Source organism: Rhodococcoides fascians A25f, assembly GCF_000760935.2.
In the GTDB taxonomy this organism is placed as follows: Bacteria; Actinomycetota; Actinomycetes; order Mycobacteriales; family Mycobacteriaceae; genus Rhodococcoides.
In genome coordinates this window covers 3,948,831-3,968,580 of the sequence record NZ_CP049744.1, presented here as the reverse complement: position 1 = coordinate 3,968,580, position 19,750 = coordinate 3,948,831, and the positions used below count along the sequence as shown (strand labels likewise).

The window sequence follows — 19,750 nt, the reverse complement described above, 5'->3', positions numbered from 1 at the left end:
CTGCGTGCGCATCGGTCGACGCGTCGTCGGGATGGCTGAAGAGTGCCTCGTTCTTGTCTTTGTGTTCCATTCCCCGAGCATGCCCCTAGTCGACCGCAATAGCCACTCGCCGCGCTGGCTTTGCTGCGACCCGTACCCCCTCGTGCGCGTTTTGCGTAGGTCCACCTACGCAAAACGCGCACGACGGTGGCGCCTGGGGAACGAACGCGAAAGGTCACACGCAGCCGGGTGGGATACTGCTCGGGTGCCTGATGAAACTCTGTTCGACGCCTTGCGCCGCGAACCCGACGCCGAGGCACCCAACCTCCATGCCGTCGACGCCGCGGACCGTCTGGTACTCGATACCGTCGACGAGCGCCCGGGAGTCGACAGAACGGCACCGATCGCGGTGATCGGCGACCGGTACGGCGCCCTCACCCTCGGTGCCGTGGCGTTGGGCTTCACCGATGTGCGGGTCCATCAGGACGCCGTCACCGGCGTAAGGGCGCTCGAACTGAACGCTGCACGGGTTGCCATGAGCGGTTCGTACACCCAGCACAGACTCGGTGCCGAGCTTTTCGACGGCGTCGGCACGGTACTGATGCAGCTGCCGCGAGGTCTGGCCGAGCTCACCGAGATCGCCGAGCACATCGCGGCGCACGCAACCGCGGACGTGGTGGTGTTGGCAGGCGGGCGAGACAAACACATGACCCCTGCCATGAACGACGTGCTACGACGGTCCTTCGCGACGGTCACGGCCGGCCGCGGCCGGCAGAAAGCCCGAGTGCTCACCGCGACCGGGGCGGTGGCGTCGGCGATGACGTATCCGGTGAGCAAACGTCTCGCGGATATCGACATGACGGTCGTGGCCCATGGCGCTGTGTTCGCCGGCGCAGGCCTGGACATCGGGACACGGTTCCTGCTCGAGTTCGTTCCGAAGATGTTGCCGCGTGCTCGCACGGCCGTCGACTTGGGCTGTGGCACAGGCATTCTCGCAGCAGAGCTGGCGCGAACCAGGCCGGATCTGGAGGTGATCGCCACCGATCGTTCGGCTGCAGCGATCGCGTCGGCAGCGGCGACGGCGGAGGCGAACGGGACTCGGATCGCGGTGATCGCCGACGATGCGATGTCGACCTTCGAACCGGAGTCGGTCGATCTGGTGGTCTGCAATCCGCCGTTTCACGAGGGTGCTGCCGTGCATACGGGCGGGGCGAGCAAACTGTTCGCTGCCGCCGGTCGGGTGCTGCGGCCCGGCGGTCAACTGTGGACCGTGTTCAACACTCACCTGAACTATCGACGCGAACTGGCCGACGCCGTGGGTCCCACCGACCTCATGGGACGCAACGGCAAGTTCACCGTTGCTCGCTCGGTGCGGCCGAGCGAGCAACGGTGATTGTCAGGTGACCGGGCCGCCGTCTTCGGGGGAGCCGTCGATCTGGCCGCGGTTGCGCCCGCGGTCCTCGACGAGGGTTCCCTCGACGATCTCCGCCTGACGCTGGCCTTCGGCGTAGTCGATATCGGGATCCTCGTCGGATTCCTCGACAACGTGGTCGACCAGTTCCTCGGTCAACTCGTCGTCGGGGGTCTCGGTGATCGGGCGGTCGAGCTCCTCCTCGACCGCGATGTCGGGTTCTTCCTCGCTGAGCTTGAGGTCCAGGCTCTCGCCCTCGGCGGCCTCACGGGCTGTGGTGCCGAAGCTGTTGGCCTCGCTCCAGTGGTCCGGGGGATCGACCACGGTGTCGCCGTCGTCGTTGCGCACCTCGTCGGAGTCGACGCTTTCGCTGGGGTCCAAAGTCTGGTCGGGTCCGTCTTCGATTGCCATTTCCTCATAGTGCCCGTTTCGATTCGGTGTCACACACGCGGTCGTGTCCGCGTATGGAGGGCGTACCCGGTAGAGTCCGTTTTGTCCGTCGTAGAAGTTCTCCGTTCGGGAACTTTTGTCCGGATATCAGACGTTCTACTGATGACCGGCGGGGAGATCCCCGGTGGGGATCAGAACTTACGAAGGGAAGAGACACGGTGCGCACCTCCAGCAACCCGGTGTTCCGCAACCTGCCCAAGCAGCAGGGCGGCGGCTACGCCACATTCGGATCTGCGACGGCTGGAGCCTCGCAGGCCGCAACCTTCGGCCAGCATCCCGGAACGCAGGCCGATCCGTACACCACACAGCCCGCGCAGCGGGCCATGACGATCGACGACGTCGTCACCAAGACCGGCATCACCCTCGGTGTGCTGAGCGTGACGGCGATCATCTCGTACCTGCTCGTCTCCAACAACACCGACTTGGCCATCCCGTTCGTGATCGGCGGTGGCTTGATCGGCTTCGGCCTGGTTATGTTCGCGACCTTCGGTCGCAAGATGGACAACAAGGCCATCGTCCTCGCCTACGCCGCCGCAGAAGGCGTGTTCCTCGGCGCACTGTCGCTGATGTTCACCGGTGTCGAGTTCGGTGGGGTCGGCGGATCCGCCCTCATCGGTCAGGCAGTGCTCGGCACGTTCGGCGTGTTCTTCGGCATGCTGATCGTCTACAAGACCGGCGCGATCCGCGTCACCCCGCGTCTGACCCGCATGGTCGTCGGTGCCCTCATCGGTGTCGTTGTGCTGATGCTCGGCAACCTCGTCGCCAGCTTCTTCATGGAAGACGGCTTCGGACTCCGCTCGGGCGGACCGCTGGCCATCATCTTCAGCCTCGTGTGCATCGGCATCGCTGCCTTCAGCTTCTTGCTGGACTTCGACCAGGCCGATCAGCTGATCCGTGCACAGGCACCGGAGAAGGCAGCCTGGGGCGTCGCTCTCGGCCTGACCATCACGTTGGTCTGGCTGTACGTCGAGATCCTGCGTCTGCTGAGCTACTTCCAGAACGACTAGTAATCTCGCGAAAAGCCCCGCCACTCCATTGAAGAGGGCGGGGCTTTTTCGTTGTGATGTCTCGGATCAGCTGAGGCGTTCCAGCACCATGGCCATACCCATGCCGCCGCCGACGCACATGGTCTCGACGCCGAACGTCTTGTCCTGTGTCGTCAGGTTGTTCAGCAACGTGGTGGTGATGCGGGCACCGGTCATGCCGAACGGGTGGCCGATCGCGATGGCACCGCCGGAGACGTTGAGCTTGTCCTCCTCGATGCCGAGGTCGCGAGCCGAACCGAGTACCTGCACGGCGAACGCCTCGTTGATCTCGAACAGGTCGATGTCGGAGATGGACATCCCCGCGATCTTCAGCGCCTTACGGGTGGCCTCGATGGGGCCCAGGCCCATGATCTCGGGGGACGTGCCGGTGACGCCGGTGGAGACGATGCGAGCCAACGGCGTCAGGCCCAGTTCCTTGGCCTTGGTGTCGCTCATGATGACGAGCGCTGCTGCGCCGTCGTTGAGCGGGCACGCGTTGCCCGCGGTGATGGTGCCGTTCGGTCGGAACACCGGCTTGAGCTGGCTGATCTTCTCGTAGGTGGTGCCGGCGCGAGGGCCGTCGTCGGTGTTGACGACGGTGCCGTCGGGCAGGGTCACCGGGGTGATCTCCCGCTCGAAGAAGCCGGCGTTGATAGCCTCTTCTGCGCGGTTCTGGCTGCGGACGCCCCAGTGGTCCTGGTCCTCGCGGGTGATGCCGGTGAGCAGCGCGACGTTCTCGGCCGTCTGGCCCATCGCGATGTACGCGTCGGGGAGCTCGCCGTTCTCGCGGGGATCGGTCCAGCTGTCCGCGCCCTCTTCCTGTGCCTTCTTGGTACGGGCTTCGGCGTCGGCGAAGATCGGGTTGTGGCTCGCGGGCAGCGAGTCGGAGCTGCCGTGAACGAAGCTGGACACGCTCTCGACACCGGCGGAGATGAACACGTCGCCCTCGCCTGCCTTGATCGCGTGCAGCGCCATCCGGGTGGTCTGCAGCGAGGACGAACAGTAGCGCGTGATCGTCGTTCCGGGGAGCGAGTCGTAACCGAGCTGAACCGCGACGATGCGGGCCAGGTTGTTGCCCTGCATGCCGCCGGGCAGACCGCAGCCCAGGAGCAGATCGTCGATGTCCTTGGGGTCGAGCGAGGGCACCTTGGCCAGCGCGGCGGCGACCATCTGAGCGGTGAGGTCGTCGGGACGAATGTCCTTGAGCGACCCCTTCATCGCCCTGCCGATCGGTGAGCGCGCGGTGGCGACGATGACTGCCTCTGGCATGAGATCTCCTTCGAATCGATACTGCTTACCTGCTCTGTTACCGCCGAGTAGGCGATGTCTCCTGACCGAACTTACAACCCCGCTCGACCGCCGCCGCCACGACGTACGAGATCCTCCGACGCAGTGCTGATCTCGGCGTCGAGCTCGGCGGTTCTCCTGCGCAGGAAGCGGTCGAGTGCGGCAGTGGCGCGGGGGATGGCCTTGCGTGATTCGGCGGCCGCAGAGACCGTCGGTAGCTCGGGCAGCGGACCGCCGTGCCATACGCCCAACGCCGACGCGAGTACCGGCAGAATCTGTTGGGCGGCGAGTTCGTAGCCCGCGGCCGACGGGTGAAAGCGGTCCGCCGAGAACATGGTGTCGGGGGCCGCGAGAAACTCGGGGGAGAGCAGGTCCGCCAGAGCCACCGGATGTCCGCCCGCGCTGAGCGTCCTGGCCGTCTGAGCATGCGCCAGGCGTCGACCCCAATTGCGGACGACGGTGCGCAGCGGCTGCGGAATGGCAGTCACGACACCGAGATCCGGGCACGTCCCCACGGCGACCACACAGCCCTTGGCCGTCAACCGCTCGACCGCGTCGCCCAGTCTGGCCGCCGATGCGGGAATGGAGAACTTCTTGGTGACGTCGTTCGCGCCGACGAAGATGACCGCCGCATCGGGCGGCGGACCCGCGACGAACATCGCATCGACCTGGCCTTCGAGGCCCTTCGAGGTGGCACCGGCAATTGCTTTGGTACTCAAGCGGATTCGCTGACCTGTCTCCTCGGCCAGGCCGCGGGCGAGCAGAACGCCCGGGACTTCGTCGGCAACGACACAGCCGACGCCCGCGGCCGTGGAGTCGCCGAAGATCATCAGATGAATATCTGCTGAACTTCCCAATCGCCACCGTTCGGGGGCTGCGCAGCCCGCCGTGTAGACGCCGTCGGCCTCCGGTGGCTTGGCGGTGGTACGCCCGATGACGCCGCGCGCCGCAGCGGCCTGTCCCATGAGATGTCGGTAGGCGGCCCAGGACGCAGTCCCTGCTCCAGAGCCCGCAAGTACCGTCGCGGCGCTCGCTTTCGCAGCGGTGCGCCATCCGCTCGCCGTCACAGATCGATCCCTCTCGTCGCGCCGTCGACACCATCGTAGGCGGGCGTCGACGGCAGTGGCCGAGAGTCGAATACCTGCATCTGGGAAGATGGTGCAATGCGCATCGCTCAGCACATCACCGAACTCATCGGCAACACCCCGTTGGTGAAGTTGTCCACCGTCATCGGCGACGGTGCAGGCACGGTCGCGGCCAAGATCGAGTACCTCAACCCGGGTGGTTCGTCCAAGGACCGCATCGCCGTGAAGATGATCGACGCGGCCGAGGCGTCCGGCGAACTGAAGCCCGGCGGCACCATCGTCGAACCCACGTCCGGCAACACCGGCGTCGGTCTAGCGCTCGTCGCACAGCAGCGCGGTTACAAGTGTGTGTTCGTGTGCCCCGACAAGGTCGGCGAGGACAAGCGCAACGTGCTGCGCGCCTACGGAGCCGAGGTCGTCGTCTGCCCGACGGCCGTCGCACCCGAGGACCCCAACAGCTACTACAGCGTCTCCGATCGACTCGTTCGCGAGATCGAGGGAGCCTGGAAGCCCAACCAGTACTCCAACCCGGCCGGACCGGCCAGCCACTACGAGACCACCGGCCCCGAGATCTGGGCCGACACCGACGGAAAGATCACTCACTTCGTCGCAGGCGTCGGCACCGGCGGCACCATCTCCGGCACCGGCAAGTACCTCAAGGAGGTCTCCGGCGGCAAGGTCAAGGTCATCGGCGTCGACCCCGAGGGGTCGGTCTACTCCGGCGGCACGGGACGCCCGTACCTGGTCGAAGGTGTCGGTGAGGACTTCTGGCCGACCGCCTACGACCCGTCCATTCCCGACGAGATCATCGCCGTCTCCGACGCCGACTCCTTCGACATGACCCGTCGCCTCGCCCGCGAGGAAGGCCTGTTGGTCGGCGGCTCGTGCGGCATGGCTGCCGTGGCTGCGATCCAGGTTGCCGAGCGCGAAGGTCCCGACGCGTTGGTCGTCGTGCTGCTGCCCGACGGCGGACGCGGCTACCTGGCAAAGATCTTCAACGACTCGTGGATGTCGTCGTACGGATTCCTGCGTTCGCGTCTGGACGGCACAACCGAGGAGACCTCCGTCGGCGCAGTGCTGCGCGGCAAGTCCGGTGCCCTGCCGGATCTGGTGCACACTCACCCGTCCGAGACCGTGCGTGACGCCATCGAGATCCTGCGCGAGTACGGCGTCTCCCAGATGCCGGTCGTCGGAGCCGAGCCACCCGTCATGGCAGGCGAGGTTGCCGGCAGCGTCACCGAGCGGGATCTGCTCAGCGCCGTGTTCGAGGGTCGCGCAGCGTTGGCCGACCCGGTCGCCAAGCACATGAGCGAGCCGTTCCCACTGATCGGTGCGGGCGAAACCGTCTCCGACGCCACCAAGGCACTCGGCGAATCCGATGCGCTGATGGTCGTCGAAGAAGGCAAGCCAGTCGGCGTCATCACTCGCCACGACCTGCTCGGATTCCTCAGCAAGGGAGCCTAGTCCTCGTGCGCGTTTTGCGTGCCCTGAAGTACGCAAAAACGCGCACAAGGACGAAGCCGAATGCACTACGTCGAATCCGGAGACGGTCCGGCGATGGTGTTTTTGCACGGTAACCCGACATCGTCGTATCTCTGGCGTCATGTGACCGATGTCGTTGCACGTTCCGGTTATCGCTGCATCGCCGTCGACCTCGTCGGAATGGGTCGTTCCGGTGCATCGTCGTCCGGCTACCGTCTGGTCGACCACATTGCCCATGTCGGCGAATTCATCGCCGAGCTTGGTCTGTCCGACGTCATTCTCGTCGGCCACGACTGGGGCGCGGTCATCGCCCTCGCTCTCGCCCGCGCGGACCCGGACCGTGTGTACGGGGTAGCGGTGATGGAGGGTCATATTCATCCCATCGATAGGTGGGACGACATGGACGACGGCGCAAGAGAGCTGTTCTCGGCGTTGCGCACCACCGGTGTGGGTGAGCGAATGGTGTTCGAGGACAACGTTTTCATCGAGGCGGTGCTCCCATCAGGAATTCTGAGGACGCTGAGTCCCGACGAAATGGATGCCTACCGTCGTCCGTTCGTGAATCCTGCCTCGCGCGCACCGATGCTGGAGTGGGCACGTGAAATTCCGATCGCTGGGGAGCCGTCGGATGTCGTATCGATCGTGACGAGCAATCAACAGGTGTTCGCGGACGCGACGATGCCGACCTTGCTCATGCACGGGAGTCCGGGTGCGGTTATCGGGAACACCGAAGTCGAGTGGTGCCGTACCCACGGACGTGCGATGACGATCGGCGACGTCGGTAGCGGCACGCATTTCCTCCCGGAGGATCAACCCGCCGCAATAGCCGACGCTCTACTGGGCTGGCTGGGCACCTAGTCCTCGTGCGCGTTTTGCGTACCCTGAGGTACGCAAAACGCGCACGACCCAGAGCCTCTACCGCACCGCGCTCGAGCCGGTCAGCGCCTGCCCGATCACCAGTTGATGTACCTCGGACGTGCCCTCGTAGGTGAGGACGGACTCGAGATTGTTGGCGTGACGGAGCACCGGGTATTCGAGCGTGATTCCGTTGGCCCCCAGGATTGTTCGGCATTCGCGAGCAATCTTGATGGCCTCACGCACGTTGTTGAGCTTGCCGAGAGACACCCGCTCGCCCGGCAGTTCGCCCTTGTCCTTGAGCCGGCCCAGGTGCAGCGCGAGTAGCTGTCCCTTACCGAGTTCGAGGGCCATGTTCGCGAGCTTGGCCTGAGTGATCTGATATCCGGCGAGGGGCTTGTCGAACACTGCGCGGGTCTTCGAGTACTCGATGGCCGATTCGATGCAGTCCCGAGCCGCGCCCATCGCGCCGAAGACGATGCCGAAGCGGGCCTCGTTGAGGCAGCTCAACGGTCCGCTCAGGCCGCGGGCCTCGGGCAGCATCGCGTCGGCGGGCAGTCGTACGTCGTCGAAAACCAACTCGCCGGTGATCGAGGCACGCAGCGAGAGCTTCTTCTTGACCGTGTTCGCGGTGAATCCCGGTGTGTCGGTCGGTACGACGAAACCACGGATCTTGTCGTCGGTCTGCGCCCATACGACGGCGACGTCGGCGACCGGTCCGTTGGTGATCCACATCTTGCTGCCGTTGAGGATCCAGTCGTCACCGTCGCGCTTGGCGCGGGTGAGCATGCCGCCGGGGTTCGATCCGAAATCGGCTTCGGTGAGACCGAAACAGCCGATCAGCGAACCCTCGGCCATTCCCGGGAGCCACTGCTGCTTCTGCTCCTCGGAGCCGTACTTCCAGATCGCGAACATCGCCAGCGAGCCCTGCACCGAAACCAGCGAACGGATGCCGGAGTCGATGGCTTCGAGTTCGAGGCAGGCCAGGCCGTATGCCGTCGCGGACGTTCCGGCGCAGCCGTAGCCCTCGAGGTGCATGCCGAGCAGGCCGAGCGAGCCCAGTTCCTTGGCGAGTTCTCGCGCCGGCACCGTGCCCTCGTCGAACCAGTCGGCGATGTGCGGACGGATGCGCTCGTTGCCGAACTTGCGGACGGTGTCCCGGATCTGGCGTTCCTCGTCGTCGAGGAGTGAATCGATCGCGAACAGTTCGTCGACGCTCTGGGAGTTGGCCACGGTGCCTCTTTCCGCTGGGGGTTGTCTTCGCAGGTTACCCACGCCCCCGCCGGGCGACGCAGGCCGATTAGGGTGGAGGCCATGAGTGAGCAGCGCAGCAAGGCAGACAACACCTCCTGGCAGGGCTTTTCCACCAAGGCGGTCCACGCAGGCTACGAGCCGGATCCGCTGACCGGCGCAGTGAACGTGCCGATCTACGCCAGCTCCACCTTCGCCCAGGACGGCGTCGGCGGCATGCGCAGCGGATTCGAGTACGCGCGCACCGGCAACCCGACGCGTCGTCCGCTCGAAGCCAATCTCGCGGCCATCGAGTCCGGCACCTACGGTCGGGCGTTCTCCTCGGGCATGGCGGCCACGGACTGCCTGCTTCGCTCGGCGCTGCGTCCCGGCGACCATCTCGTCATCCCCAACGACGCCTACGGCGGCACGTACCGATTGATCGACAAGGTGTTCACCCAGTGGGGCATCGAGTACTCGGTGGCCGCGGTGTCGGACGTCGACGAGGTGCGCGCAGCGATGCGTCCGAACACCAAGCTCGTCTGGGTGGAGACGCCCACCAACCCGTTGCTCAACGTCGGCGATATCGAGGCGCTGTCGGGCGTCGCGCACGAGGGTGGGGCCAAGCTCGTCGTCGACAACACCTTCGCGTCGCCGTACCTGCAGCAGCCTCTGAGTCTCGGTGCCGACGTGGTGCTGCACTCGACCACCAAGTACATCGGCGGACACTCCGATGTCGTCGGTGGCGCATTGGTGACCGACAGCGAAGAACTCGATACGGCGTTCGCGTTCCTGCAGAACGGAGCGGGCGGAGTTCCGGGGCCGTTCGACGCGTTCCTGACCTTGCGCGGCATCAAGACCCTCGCGCTGCGGATGGAACGGCACAGCGACAACGCCGAGAAGATCGTCGAATTCCTCGACGGGCACCCGGCCATCTCGCAGGTGATCTACCCCGGACTCGAATCGCACCCGTCTCACGCGGTCGCCGCGAAGCAGATGCGACGCTTCGGCGGCATGGTCTCGGTTCGCCTGGCGGGCGGCAAGCAGGCGGCACTCGACTTCTGCGCCAAGACCGAAATCTTCACTCTCGCAGAGTCTCTCGGCGGCGTCGAATCGTTGATCGAACATCCCGGCGCCATGACCCACGCGTCGACTGCCGGTTCGTTGCTCGAAGTTCCCGACGACCTGGTGCGGCTGTCGGTCGGTATCGAGGACGGCGCCGATCTGGTCGGTGACGTCGAGCAAGCGCTGGCATGATCGTCGCACTGATCGACTCGGGCCTGGGAATGGTCCCGACGGCTGCGCGGCTGCGCAGTCTGCGTCCCGAGCTCGATCTGGTGCTGATGATGGACCCCGACAACGCTCCGTGGGGCCCCAAGCCGGACCGGTGGGTCATCGACCGGGTGGTCGGTACCGCGCAGCATGCCGTCGACCTCGGTGCCGAGGTGGTGGTGCTCCCGTGCAACACCGCCAGTGTGACGGCGCTGAGCCACGTGCGGGCCGCGCTGGGCGATTCCGTGCCGGTGGTGGGGACCGTGCCGGCGATCAAACCCGCTGCGGCGGTGAGTGATCGGATCGCGATCTGGGCGACGGCAGCGACGACGGCAAGTGCGTATCAAGCGCGCTTGATCGAGGAATTCGCGTCGCATCGGACGGTGACGAGTGTGGCCTGCCATGGTCTTGCCGATGCGATCGACCGCGGAGACGCGACTGGCATCAGCGCAGCGATCACCGCTGCAATGGCGTCCACTCCCGACGACGTCGAGTCCATCGTGATGGGGTGCACGCACTATCCGCTGGTACTCGGCGAGATCGTGGCGAAGCTCCCCACTCAGGTGACGATGTTCGACAGCGCCGAGGCCGTTGCCAACCAGACGGTTCGACGCGTCGACGAGGTCGGTTCGGCTGTTTCCGGAACCGGTCGCGTATCGGTGTGGCTCAGTGGAGTCGAGGGCGAACTGCCTGCGAGCGCGCAGCGTTATCGCGAGGGACAGCTGCTGCTCGACAGCGCAGGAGTGCACCGATTCTGAGTCGTCGGGAATGTAAGACCTTCCAACGCGTTGTCCTTCACTGAGGTAACGGTCGCTGCAGTGGAGGGACAACACATGGTCGACGTGGACGTGCGGAGTAGTACCGGAAGGACTGCGGTGAGGATGCCGCACCGGTACGCCTTCTGGGTGGTCGGTGTCGCCTTCATCGTGCTGATGGCGTCCTCCGCAGCACCGTCCCCGTTGTATCCGGTCTACCAGCAGGCCTGGGGATTCAGCGCGATCACGCTCACGGTCATCTTCGCCGTGTATGCACTTGCTCTGCTGCTCACGTTGCTCACCGTCGGTAGTCTGTCGGACCACATCGGGCGCAAGCCGATTCTGATCGCGTCGCTGCTGTTGCTGATCGTCAGCCTGGTGCTGTTCATCGTCGCCGACAGTGTGCCGCTCCTCATCGCGGCTCGCGTCGTACAGGGAATTGCTGCAGGCGCGGCCACGGGTGCGATGAGCGCAGCGGTCATCGATCTGCAGCCGAACGTATCCACCGGGCCGTTGCTCAACAGCATCGCGCCCTCTCTCGGGTTGGCGGGCGGGGCACTCGGTGCCGGGTTGCTGGTGCAGTTGGCACCGGCACCGGAGATCCTCGTGTTCGCTCTGTTGGTCGGCGCGGCGCTCGTCCTCGCGGTGGCGCTGCTGTTCGTGCCGGAGACGTCGGCGATGCGCGGCTTCGATTCTCGACGCCACCTCGCGTCGACGCTGCTGCCGCGAGCGTCGATTCCGAAGTCCGTGCGGGCACCGTTTCTTCTGATAGCGCCGGCTCTGTTCGCCACCTGGTCACTGGGCGGGTTTCACCTATCGCTCGGTCCTTCGATCATCGGAACTGTCTTCGGTGTCGACAACCACATCGTGGGCGGGTTGGAGATCTTCGCGCTGTTCGGTTCGGGTTCGATAGCAGCTGCCGTGGTGCGCAACGGATTTCCTCGCAGGGTGATGATGATCGGCGCCACTGTGCTCGCAATCGGTGTGGCGCTGACCTTGGTCTCGGTCGAGATCGGCTCGATCGGGCTGTACTTCGTCGGTGCTGTGATCGCCGGGTCGGGTTGGGGAGCAACTTTTCTCGGCGCGATGCGCACGCTCGGTGCGCTCGTCCCCGCTGCGGAGCGAGGCGGAGTGTTCGCCACGACGTTCGTCATCAGCTACCTCGCGTTCAGCGTGCCCGCAGTGGTCGCCGGGCTGGCGGTGCACCGCCTCGGTCTGAGCACGACGGTGGAACTGTACGGAGGATTCGTCATCACGCTCGCGCTGATCTCGGTTCTCGGCTTTTCCATGGCTCAGCGTCGAGATCGCTAGTGCAGCAATCTCGGTCGAGTGGCCCCTACCGAGGATGAGCGAGGAGCCCTGCCCGATCGGGTAGTTCGGTGCGTCGTTGGCAGAGTTCGCCCGGCTGGGTGTTCCCATCGCGGTGCCGGGCAGTCAGTGTGATCACCAGTGAGACGCCGATCACAGAGGAAGGCGTCTTCGACTCACACTCACCGAGGAGACACCGATGGTTATCGAGCTCAATCAGATCTGGGAATTTCCCATCAAGGAGTTTCACCCGCTGCCGCGCGCCAAGCTGGGAGTCGGTGCCCACGACATGATCGGTGTCGAGGCCAAGGAACTCGGGTTCAAGCGCTCGCTGCTCGTCACGACCGGTCTGCGCGGATCGGGCATCATCGAGGAACTGATCGGCAAGATCGAGTACCAGGGCGTCGAGGTGGTTCTCTACGACAAGGTCGAGTCGAACCCCAAGGACTACAACGTCATGGACGGCGCCGCGCTCTATCAGAAGGAGAAGTGCGACAGCGTCATCTCCGTCGGTGGTGGCTCGAGCCACGACGCAGCCAAGGGCATCCGCGTCGTGGTCGCCCACGACGGCCGCAACATCAACGAGTTCGAGGGATTCTCCAAGTCCACGAACAAGCAGAACCCGCCGCACATCGCCGTATCGACCACTGCCGGAACGGGTTCGGAGACATCTTGGGCCTACGTGATCACCGACACCTCGGACATGGAGAAGCCGCACAAGTGGCTCGCCTTCGACGAGGCGTCGACACCGACTCTGGCACTGGACGATCCGCTGCTCTACTACACCTGCCCCCAGCAGTGGACCGCGTTCTGTGGCTTCGACGTCCTCGCCCACGGTGCCGAGCCGTACGTCTCGCGTCTCGATTTCGCGCCGTCGCTGGGTAACGCGATCTACTCGATCGGATTGGTGTCCAAGCACCTCCGCGAGGCCGTGTACGACCCGGGCAATCTGAAGGCTCGCGAGGGCATGATGAATGCCCAGTACATCGCCACGCAGGCATTCAACTCCGGCGGACTCGGTGTCATTCACTCGATCTCGCACGCGATCAGTGCGTTCTACGACAGCGCTCACGGCCTGAACAATGCCATCGCTCTGCCGCGTGTGTGGGAGTACAACCTGCCCTCACGCTACGAGCGCTATGCGGAGATCGCCGTGGCCATGGGCGTCGACACCAAGAACATGACCACCGTTCAGGCTGCCGACGCTGCCGTCGAAGCCGCCATCCGCCTCGCCAAGGACGTCGGCATTCCCGACAACTTCGGATCGATTCGCTCGGCGACCTACGACAAGAACCGGATGAACACCGGCAAGTACGCCGGCAAGGGCGACGTGATCAAGGGCGACGAGAAGTCGGTTCTGAAGATCTCCGAGCACATCCAGGAAGACTGGTGCACCCCGGGCAACCCCCGTGAGGTCACCGTCGAATCGATGATCCCCGTCGTCTCGCACGCGATCAACGAGTCGTACTAACCGCCACCCATGTGAGCGGGACTTCGTAGCAGGGTACGAAGTTCCGCTCACATGCGGCGCAGCCGCCTTCCGAAGGGACACACATGACCTCACTGTCGACAGTGCGTAGCGACGACACCGGCACCGTTCGATTCACCGACGCCGCCGATCTGCAGCGCGCGCTCGGGGAGCAGGACTACATCGCCGACGACGACCTCGCCACCGTGGTGCATCTTGCGACAGCGCTCGATCGCCCGCTGCTGCTCGAAGGCCCTGCGGGCGTCGGCAAGACGGAGCTTGCCAAATCCCTTGCTGCGGCCAGTGGCCGCAAGCTCGTGCGCCTGCAGTGTTACGAGGGTCTCGACGACAACCGAGCCCTGTACGAGTGGGACTACGCCAAGCAACTGCTGCACGTGCAGATGCTGCGCGAGCACATCGGCGCGCTCACCCAACACGTCACCGACATCGACGACGCCTCGAAGATGCTTGCGGCCAGAGACTTCGGTTTGTACTCCGAACCGTTCCTGTCGGTGCGTCCCCTGCTGGAATCGGTGCTGTCCGAGGAGCCGGTGGTTCTGCTCGTCGACGAGGTCGATCGCACCGAGGAGTCCATGGAGGCACTGCTGCTCGAAGTGCTCGCCGAGAAGCAGGTGACCATTCCCGAGGTCGGCACCTTCACCGCACGCAGCGATCCGTGGGTGATATTGACCTCCAACGACACTCGTGAGCTGTCCTCGGCGCTCAAGCGACGCTGCCTGCACTTCCATCTCGATTACCCGACGGCTGCGCGTGAACGAGAGATCGTCACCGCTCGCGCGCCCGAGGTGCCCGCCGACATCGTGGCCGAGATCGTCGATTTGGCAACCGAACTGCGCGAACTACCGCTGCGCAAGAGTCCGTCGATCTCGGAAGTGATCGACGCGGCTCGTATCGCGTCGGTTCTCGGTCATACCGACGAGACCCGCAAGTACCTGCTCGCGGCCCTGGTCAAATATTCGTCGGACATGAAGATCGCGATGGCGGGACCGATCGCGGAGACAACCCACGCACCGACATCGCTTGGGGCGATAGTCAACACGACCGCGACCGCATTTCGTGGGCACGGCGGACGCGACAAGGGTGGCATCGGAATACGACGATGACTGTGCACCGGACATTCTCGGCATCTGTGGTACTCGATGTCCTCGCCGCAGTGTTCGGGCGGACGCTGCGCCGCTACGGTGTCGCTGCGTCGCCGGCCGAGGTCATCGAAGTGCGACGCGTCCTCGGCCTTCTCGGTGCACGTGACCTGACGGTTCTGCGCGCGGCGTTGCGCGCGACGTGTGCGAAGTACGACCATGAACAGCATGGTTTCGATCTCGCGTTCGAGACGTTGTTTCAGGACGCGGCAGAAGTCGTTGTGGACGAGCATCGTTCGTCGGTCGGCGCGCAAGTGGCAGGCGGACTTCCCACGGACCTGGACGTTGGAGCGGACCAGGAGGCTGCGAAGTACGCCGAGTACAACGAGCGAGCCGTCGAAATCGGCGATCTGCTCGACGCTCCCGAGGCAGACAAGGGCTTCAACCCCCACAAGGACGACGACGACATCAGTCTGTCGTCCGAGGATCACGATCTGTCCATCGACACCGACGGCGACATGGGCCGACGGGGCGTCACCTACACAGTGGACCTCGAGCGTTCCGGGTCGACGGCGGCCGGGGAGTTGGCGTCGAGCACGAGTGGAGCCGTTGCAGGACAGCTGAACTGGGAGGATCCGGCCGGAATCCTGGCGTGGTTCGACGCCTACGATCCGAGCAGCGTCTACGGTGACGGCGGCGATTCCGGCGAGCTGAGTGCGGCAATGTTGGATCGGATCACCGATGCCGTCGAGGCGTTCGTTGCGGCGCTGGGGGATGTGACCGGGACGATGTCGTCACCGGTGCCGGTCGACGGCGCGGTGCAGGCGATCGGCCGGCATGCCGAGATCGAGCGTGCGAGTCACGAAGTTCTGAAACACATGCGGGGAACTCCGCGCCCCCGACCACGCGAACATTCACGCGGCCCACTCGACATGCGACGCACCGTCCGTTCCAGTCTGCGTACCGACGGAATTCCCTTCCGTCTGGTGACGAAAACACCTGTACCCGACAAGGTGAGACTGCTCGTACTGGCTGATGTTTCGCTCTCGGTGCGGCCGATCACCGCGTTCACGCTCAGACTCGCGCAGGCCATGCATTCGCGCGCGCACCGGTGCACGGTGATGGGCTTCGTGGACGCACCGGTGGACGTGACGACCACGTTGCTCGGTAGCACGGGCGACGGTGCGCTGGCTGCGGTGCTCGCAGACGCCCGACTGGACCTCGAAGCCAGCAGCGATTACGGCAAGACTTTCGCCGACCTCCTGGATGCGCATGGGGACGTGCTGAACAAGCGCACTGCCGTGATCATCGTGGGGGACGGTCGATGCAACGGACGGCCGTCCGGACTCGACGCGTTGGAGAAAATTCGGTCCAAGGTGCACCGCATCGCCTGGATCACTCCCGAGGCCCGCCGTTACTGGGCGCAGGCCGCGTGCTCGATGGAGGACTACGAGCAGATCTGCGACCGGGTGGTGGTCGCGCGGGACGGGGAGCAGTTGACGGCCCAGGCGGCCGAATTGGGGCATGCGCTGTCCTGACCTGATCGCACCGGTACCTACCCGATCGGGTAGGTACGAACCTGGCCCGGTGCTGGTGGGATCGCACCCGTCTCGCTCGTAAGGTTGTAACCTGAATCACAGATCCGGATAGTGTGGACCGAAGACAGCGAGGGTGTGAACGGTGGACCAGGCAGCTACGGCGAACGTCGGCAAGGCGCTGCACGACCTCGATGCGCAGCGCAGCAGGGCAGAGACACCGCGAGTGCTCAAGTTCCATGCGCCCGAGATCGTGTTCGGTCCGGATTCGCTGGGCGAGGTCGCGCACGCGACGCGCCGCCTCGGCGGGGTCAGGCCGATGCTCGTCACGGACTCGGGGCTGATCGACAGCGGCTGGGCAGGGCAGCTGGTCGACCTACTGGTTGCGCAGGGACTCGAGCCACAGGTCTGGAGTGCGCTGACACCCAATCCCAAAGATGTCGAGATCGAGGCCGGGCACGGTTACTACGCAGACTTCGGCTGCGACGTGTTGGTGGCCATCGGCGGCGGGTCGGTCATGGATGCGGCCAAGGGGATTGCCATCCTTGCGGGCAACGGCGGCAGAATCCTGGACTACGAGGGGGTCGATCAGGCCACTCGGCCGATCCCGCCGCTGGTGATGGTGCCGACGACATCCGGCACCGGGGCCGACGTCTCGCAGTTCTGCATCGTCACCGATACCGCACGCTCGACCAAGATCACCATTCTCGGCCGTGCCCTCGTTCCTGACATCACCGTGATCGATCCGATGTTGCTGACCACGATGCCCGAATGGCTCAACGCCGCAACCGGTTTGGATGCCCTGACGCACGGAATCGAGGCATTCGTCTCGCTGGGTCACAACCAGCTCACCGACCACCATGCTCTCCGAGCCATCACCATGGTGATGTCGCAGTTGGCTCGCACCATCGACGAGCCGACCGACATGGCGGCGCGCGGGTCCATGGCGCAGGCAAGCCTTGAAGCCGGCCTGGCATTCACGAACGCCATCCTCGGTGCCACGCATGCCATGAGCCATCAGGTGGGAGGACTGCTCGACCTCCCGCACGGAGTGATCAACGGGGTGCTGCTACCGCACGTCATCCGCTTCAACGCCGCGGAGGATCCGTTGCCGTACGTGGCCATCGCCACGAGCCTCGGATTGCCCGAGGGCAGGGCCAGGCCGGAGGAAGCCGCCATGGCCGTGGCAGACCGAGTCGACCGCCTCGCGCGTCAGGTCGGTGTTCCTACCGGTCTTGCGGAGATCGGTGTGAGCGAATCCGATCTGGATGTGCTGGCCACCAATGCTCTACGTGATGCCTGCATGTCCACCAATCCGCGCTCGGCCACCCACCGCGAAATGGTCGACCTGTTCAGGAGCGCGCTGTGACGTCCGGACCCGACCTGTCGCTGCTGACGGGACTGCGTTCGGGAAAGAACACGTTCTACCCCCAATATCGCGGCGCGGCAGAACGTTTGGAGCGTGTTGTCTATGCACTGGAGCTCATCTCACGAGCGCTGGTGCGCACGGTCGACGGCCCGGAAACACTGGTGTGCGCGGTGGCAGAGGCCGCCCGCGCGCACCTGAGTGCGCGCTGGGTAGTCTTCGCCCTCGCCGACGGCGCGTTCCCCGATGCCGGACCGCGCCGACTGGTGCTCGGTCCCGACGCCACACCGTTTCTGGTGGACAACGTCGAGGGGCCACCGCTGCCGGACGACGTCGTCGATTGTCTCGAGTCGATCCGGCAGTCGACGTGCGGCGACGGGCTGACCCCTGTGATCTCTGCTCATCATGCTTTCGTGCCGATCGCGTTCGACGGCGGCGTCGTGGGCGCCTTTGCTGCCTGGACCGGTGAGCAGCGGGTGCTGGACGCCACCGATGCCGCGGTATTGAGCATTCTTGCCAGCCAAACTGCTGTGGCCCTGCAGAATTCGGCTCTGTTTCAGAGTCGGCGGCAATTGCTCGAGCGCACCGAGAGTGCCTATGCCGAGGCGAATCGAACAGCGGCAGATCTCGCAGCCCGCAATGCCGAACTGTTGCTGACACAACGGCAACTGGGTGCCGCGCATCGCCATCAGGTGCTCGACGACGAACGCCACCGCATCGCTCGCGAACTGCACGACAGCGTTACCCAGGCCGTGTTGTCCGCGGGTATGCAGATCGAAGTGTGTCGAAGCGACATCTCGGCCGAAGAGCGAAGTGACAGGCTGGATCTGGCCAAGGATCTGACTCGTAGAGCTGTGGATCAGCTGCGGTCGGCGATCTACGCGCTCAATCACCCGCAGGACGCCGATCGGACGTCGCTTCCCGAAATGCTCGAACAGCTTTCCGTGGTTCACATGCCCGACGAACTGCAGGTCTCGCTGCGTGTGGAGGGAACTCCCGTCGAGTTGAGCAGCGAGTGCGAGCACGCTTTGCTCCGCATTGCAGGCGAAGCATTGTTCAACACCGCGGTGCACGCGCATGCCTCGAGAGCAATTCTGCGTTTGACCTATTCGCCCGATCAGGTGCAGCTGTCGATTGCCGACGACGGCGACGGCGATCCGGCCCACTTGCGCATGATGCTGCACATGGCCGAATCCACCGATGTCGACGGCCGTCACCGCGGACTGGCGAACATGGCGGCCCGCACCCGCGAACACGGCGGGGTCCTCGAGATCCGCCGAGCCCGAACCGGCGGTGTGCGCGTTGCAGTGCGCATTCCGTTCCAGAACCAATCCGAGAAGGGCGAAACACAGTGAGCGTTCCGACGGTTCGCACGGGCATGGGGCAGGTGGCGGCACCTACGGTGCGCATCGTGCTGGTCGACGACCACGCAATTCTGCGGGACGGGCTGCGCTCGGTACTCGAACGCGAGTCGGATCTGACGATCGTGGGGGAGGCGTCCACCCGGGAGGAGGGGTTGGCCGTCGTCGCGCGGGTCGAGCCCGACATCGTGTTGATGGACCTCAAGCTCTCCGCCAGCTCGGACTACGAGGGGCTTGCTCTGTGCGCGCAACTGGCGAAGGCGCACAACGGAATCGGTCTGCTGGTGCTCACGACATTTCTCGACGACCGACTCGTGGTGGAGGCCGTGCACGCCGGGGCGCGTGGATACGTGGTCAAGGATGTCGACACCACCGAGTTGGTTCGTGCGATCCGTGCCGTCTCGCGCGGGGAGAGCGCCTTCGATTCACGCAGTGCCTCCGCCGTCGTTCGATCACTCAACGGCACACCGAGCAGCATCGAGCGCCTGACCGAGCGTGAGCTCGAAGTGCTCAGGCTGCTCGCGACGGGCTTGTCCAACAACATGATCGGAACCCGACTGTTCATCTCGGCAACGACGGTGAAATTTCACGTCAGCAACATCATGCGCAAGCTCGCCGTCTCCCGGCGAGCCGAGGCGGTGTACGCAGCGAGTAAGCAAGGCTTGATCTGACCGCAGAGCCTTCGGGCGCAGAAAGCAAAGTAGACGGCGCTCGGTGTCCTGTCGAGAGCGTCCGGGCGGTGCAGGCTACGGATAACACACATCAGTGATATCCATGCCGA

At 64.9% G+C, this 19,750-nt stretch carries 17 protein-coding genes; 13 read left to right on the top strand and 4 right to left on the bottom strand.

Annotation, left to right across the window (positions count from 1 at the left end):
* The first annotated feature begins 244 nt into the window (after positions 1-244).
* Positions 245-1,372: a class I SAM-dependent methyltransferase gene (locus BH93_RS18455; RefSeq protein WP_165712762.1), complete on the top strand. Its 1,128-nt coding sequence runs from the start codon at positions 245-247 to the stop codon at positions 1,370-1,372.
* Positions 1,373-1,375: 3 nt separating this feature from the next.
* Here the strand turns inward: BH93_RS18455 and BH93_RS18450 are convergent, their stop codons facing one another.
* Positions 1,376-1,801 carry a hypothetical protein gene (locus tag BH93_RS18450; protein ID WP_032376583.1) on the bottom strand — a complete coding sequence of 142 codons (426 nt, stop codon included), beginning with the start codon at positions 1,799-1,801 and terminating at the stop codon, positions 1,376-1,378.
* Between the two features lie 197 nt (positions 1,802-1,998).
* On the opposite strand from BH93_RS18450, the gene BH93_RS18445 reads away from it, so the two are divergent.
* Positions 1,999-2,847: a Bax inhibitor-1/YccA family protein gene (locus BH93_RS18445; protein ID WP_032404782.1), complete on the top strand. Its 849-nt coding sequence runs from the start codon at positions 1,999-2,001 to the stop codon at positions 2,845-2,847.
* Positions 2,848-2,913: 66 nt separating this feature from the next.
* Here BH93_RS18445 and BH93_RS18440 read toward each other — a convergent pair whose 3' ends face one another.
* Complete coding sequence (locus BH93_RS18440; protein WP_037176495.1) at positions 2,914-4,134, bottom strand: acetyl-CoA C-acetyltransferase; 1,221 nt, start codon at positions 4,132-4,134, stop codon at positions 2,914-2,916.
* A 71-nt stretch (positions 4,135-4,205) separates the two neighbouring features.
* On the bottom strand, positions 4,206-5,219 hold the full coding sequence (locus BH93_RS18435) for an SGNH/GDSL hydrolase family protein (protein ID WP_037176496.1): 1,014 nt from the start codon (positions 5,217-5,219) through the stop codon (positions 4,206-4,208).
* A 96-nt stretch (positions 5,220-5,315) separates the two neighbouring features.
* On the opposite strand from BH93_RS18435, the gene BH93_RS18430 reads away from it, so the two are divergent.
* Complete coding sequence (locus tag BH93_RS18430; protein WP_032376587.1) at positions 5,316-6,701, top strand: cystathionine beta-synthase; 1,386 nt, start codon at positions 5,316-5,318, stop codon at positions 6,699-6,701.
* A gap of 60 nt (positions 6,702-6,761) precedes the next feature.
* Entirely contained in the window at positions 6,762-7,577 is an 816-nt protein-coding gene (locus BH93_RS18425; RefSeq protein WP_052065652.1) for a haloalkane dehalogenase, read from the top strand.
* Positions 7,578-7,634: 57 nt separating this feature from the next.
* Here BH93_RS18425 and BH93_RS18420 read toward each other — a convergent pair whose 3' ends face one another.
* Positions 7,635-8,807 carry an acyl-CoA dehydrogenase family protein gene (locus tag BH93_RS18420; protein WP_037176497.1) on the bottom strand — a complete coding sequence of 391 codons (1,173 nt, stop codon included), beginning with the start codon at positions 8,805-8,807 and terminating at the stop codon, positions 7,635-7,637.
* Between the two features lie 81 nt (positions 8,808-8,888).
* On the opposite strand from BH93_RS18420, the gene BH93_RS18415 reads away from it, so the two are divergent.
* From BH93_RS18415 to BH93_RS18375, 9 genes are all read left to right on the top strand, one after another.
* Entirely contained in the window at positions 8,889-10,061 is a 1,173-nt protein-coding gene (locus tag BH93_RS18415) for a cystathionine gamma-synthase (protein WP_032376589.1), read from the top strand.
* A complete protein-coding gene (locus tag BH93_RS18410) occupies positions 10,058-10,834 on the top strand; it encodes a glutamate racemase (RefSeq protein ID WP_037176498.1) in 777 nt (258 codons plus the stop codon). The genes BH93_RS18415 and BH93_RS18410 overlap by 4 nt, the downstream gene beginning before the upstream one ends.
* Positions 10,835-10,957: 123 nt before the next feature.
* Positions 10,958-12,142 carry an MFS transporter gene (locus BH93_RS18405; protein WP_230594469.1) on the top strand — a complete coding sequence of 395 codons (1,185 nt, stop codon included), beginning with the start codon at positions 10,958-10,960 and terminating at the stop codon, positions 12,140-12,142.
* Between the two features lie 196 nt (positions 12,143-12,338).
* Complete coding sequence (gene mdo, locus BH93_RS18400) at positions 12,339-13,610, top strand: NDMA-dependent methanol dehydrogenase (protein WP_032376592.1); 1,272 nt, start codon at positions 12,339-12,341, stop codon at positions 13,608-13,610.
* 83 nt (positions 13,611-13,693) lie between these two features.
* Positions 13,694-14,731 carry a MadB family AAA-type ATPase gene (locus BH93_RS18395; protein ID WP_037176500.1) on the top strand — a complete coding sequence of 346 codons (1,038 nt, stop codon included), beginning with the start codon at positions 13,694-13,696 and terminating at the stop codon, positions 14,729-14,731.
* Positions 14,728-16,245, top strand: a complete 1,518-nt coding sequence (gene madC, locus BH93_RS18390) for a MadC family VWA domain-containing protein (protein WP_037176502.1) — start codon at positions 14,728-14,730, stop codon at positions 16,243-16,245. Before BH93_RS18395 ends, madC begins: the two co-directional genes overlap by 4 nt.
* A 178-nt stretch (positions 16,246-16,423) precedes the next feature.
* Positions 16,424-17,611, top strand: coding sequence for an iron-containing alcohol dehydrogenase (locus BH93_RS18385; RefSeq protein WP_052057986.1), 1,188 nt, complete (start codon positions 16,424-16,426; stop codon positions 17,609-17,611).
* Positions 17,608-18,963: a MadS family sensor histidine kinase gene (locus BH93_RS18380; RefSeq protein ID WP_037176504.1), complete on the top strand. Its 1,356-nt coding sequence runs from the start codon at positions 17,608-17,610 to the stop codon at positions 18,961-18,963. The genes BH93_RS18385 and BH93_RS18380 overlap by 4 nt, the downstream gene beginning before the upstream one ends.
* Before the next feature lie 23 nt (positions 18,964-18,986).
* Positions 18,987-19,640 (top strand): MadR family response regulator transcription factor, encoded by a 654-nt coding sequence (locus BH93_RS18375; RefSeq protein WP_032405004.1) that lies wholly within the window; start codon positions 18,987-18,989, stop codon positions 19,638-19,640.
* Positions 19,641-19,750 lie beyond the last annotated feature (110 nt).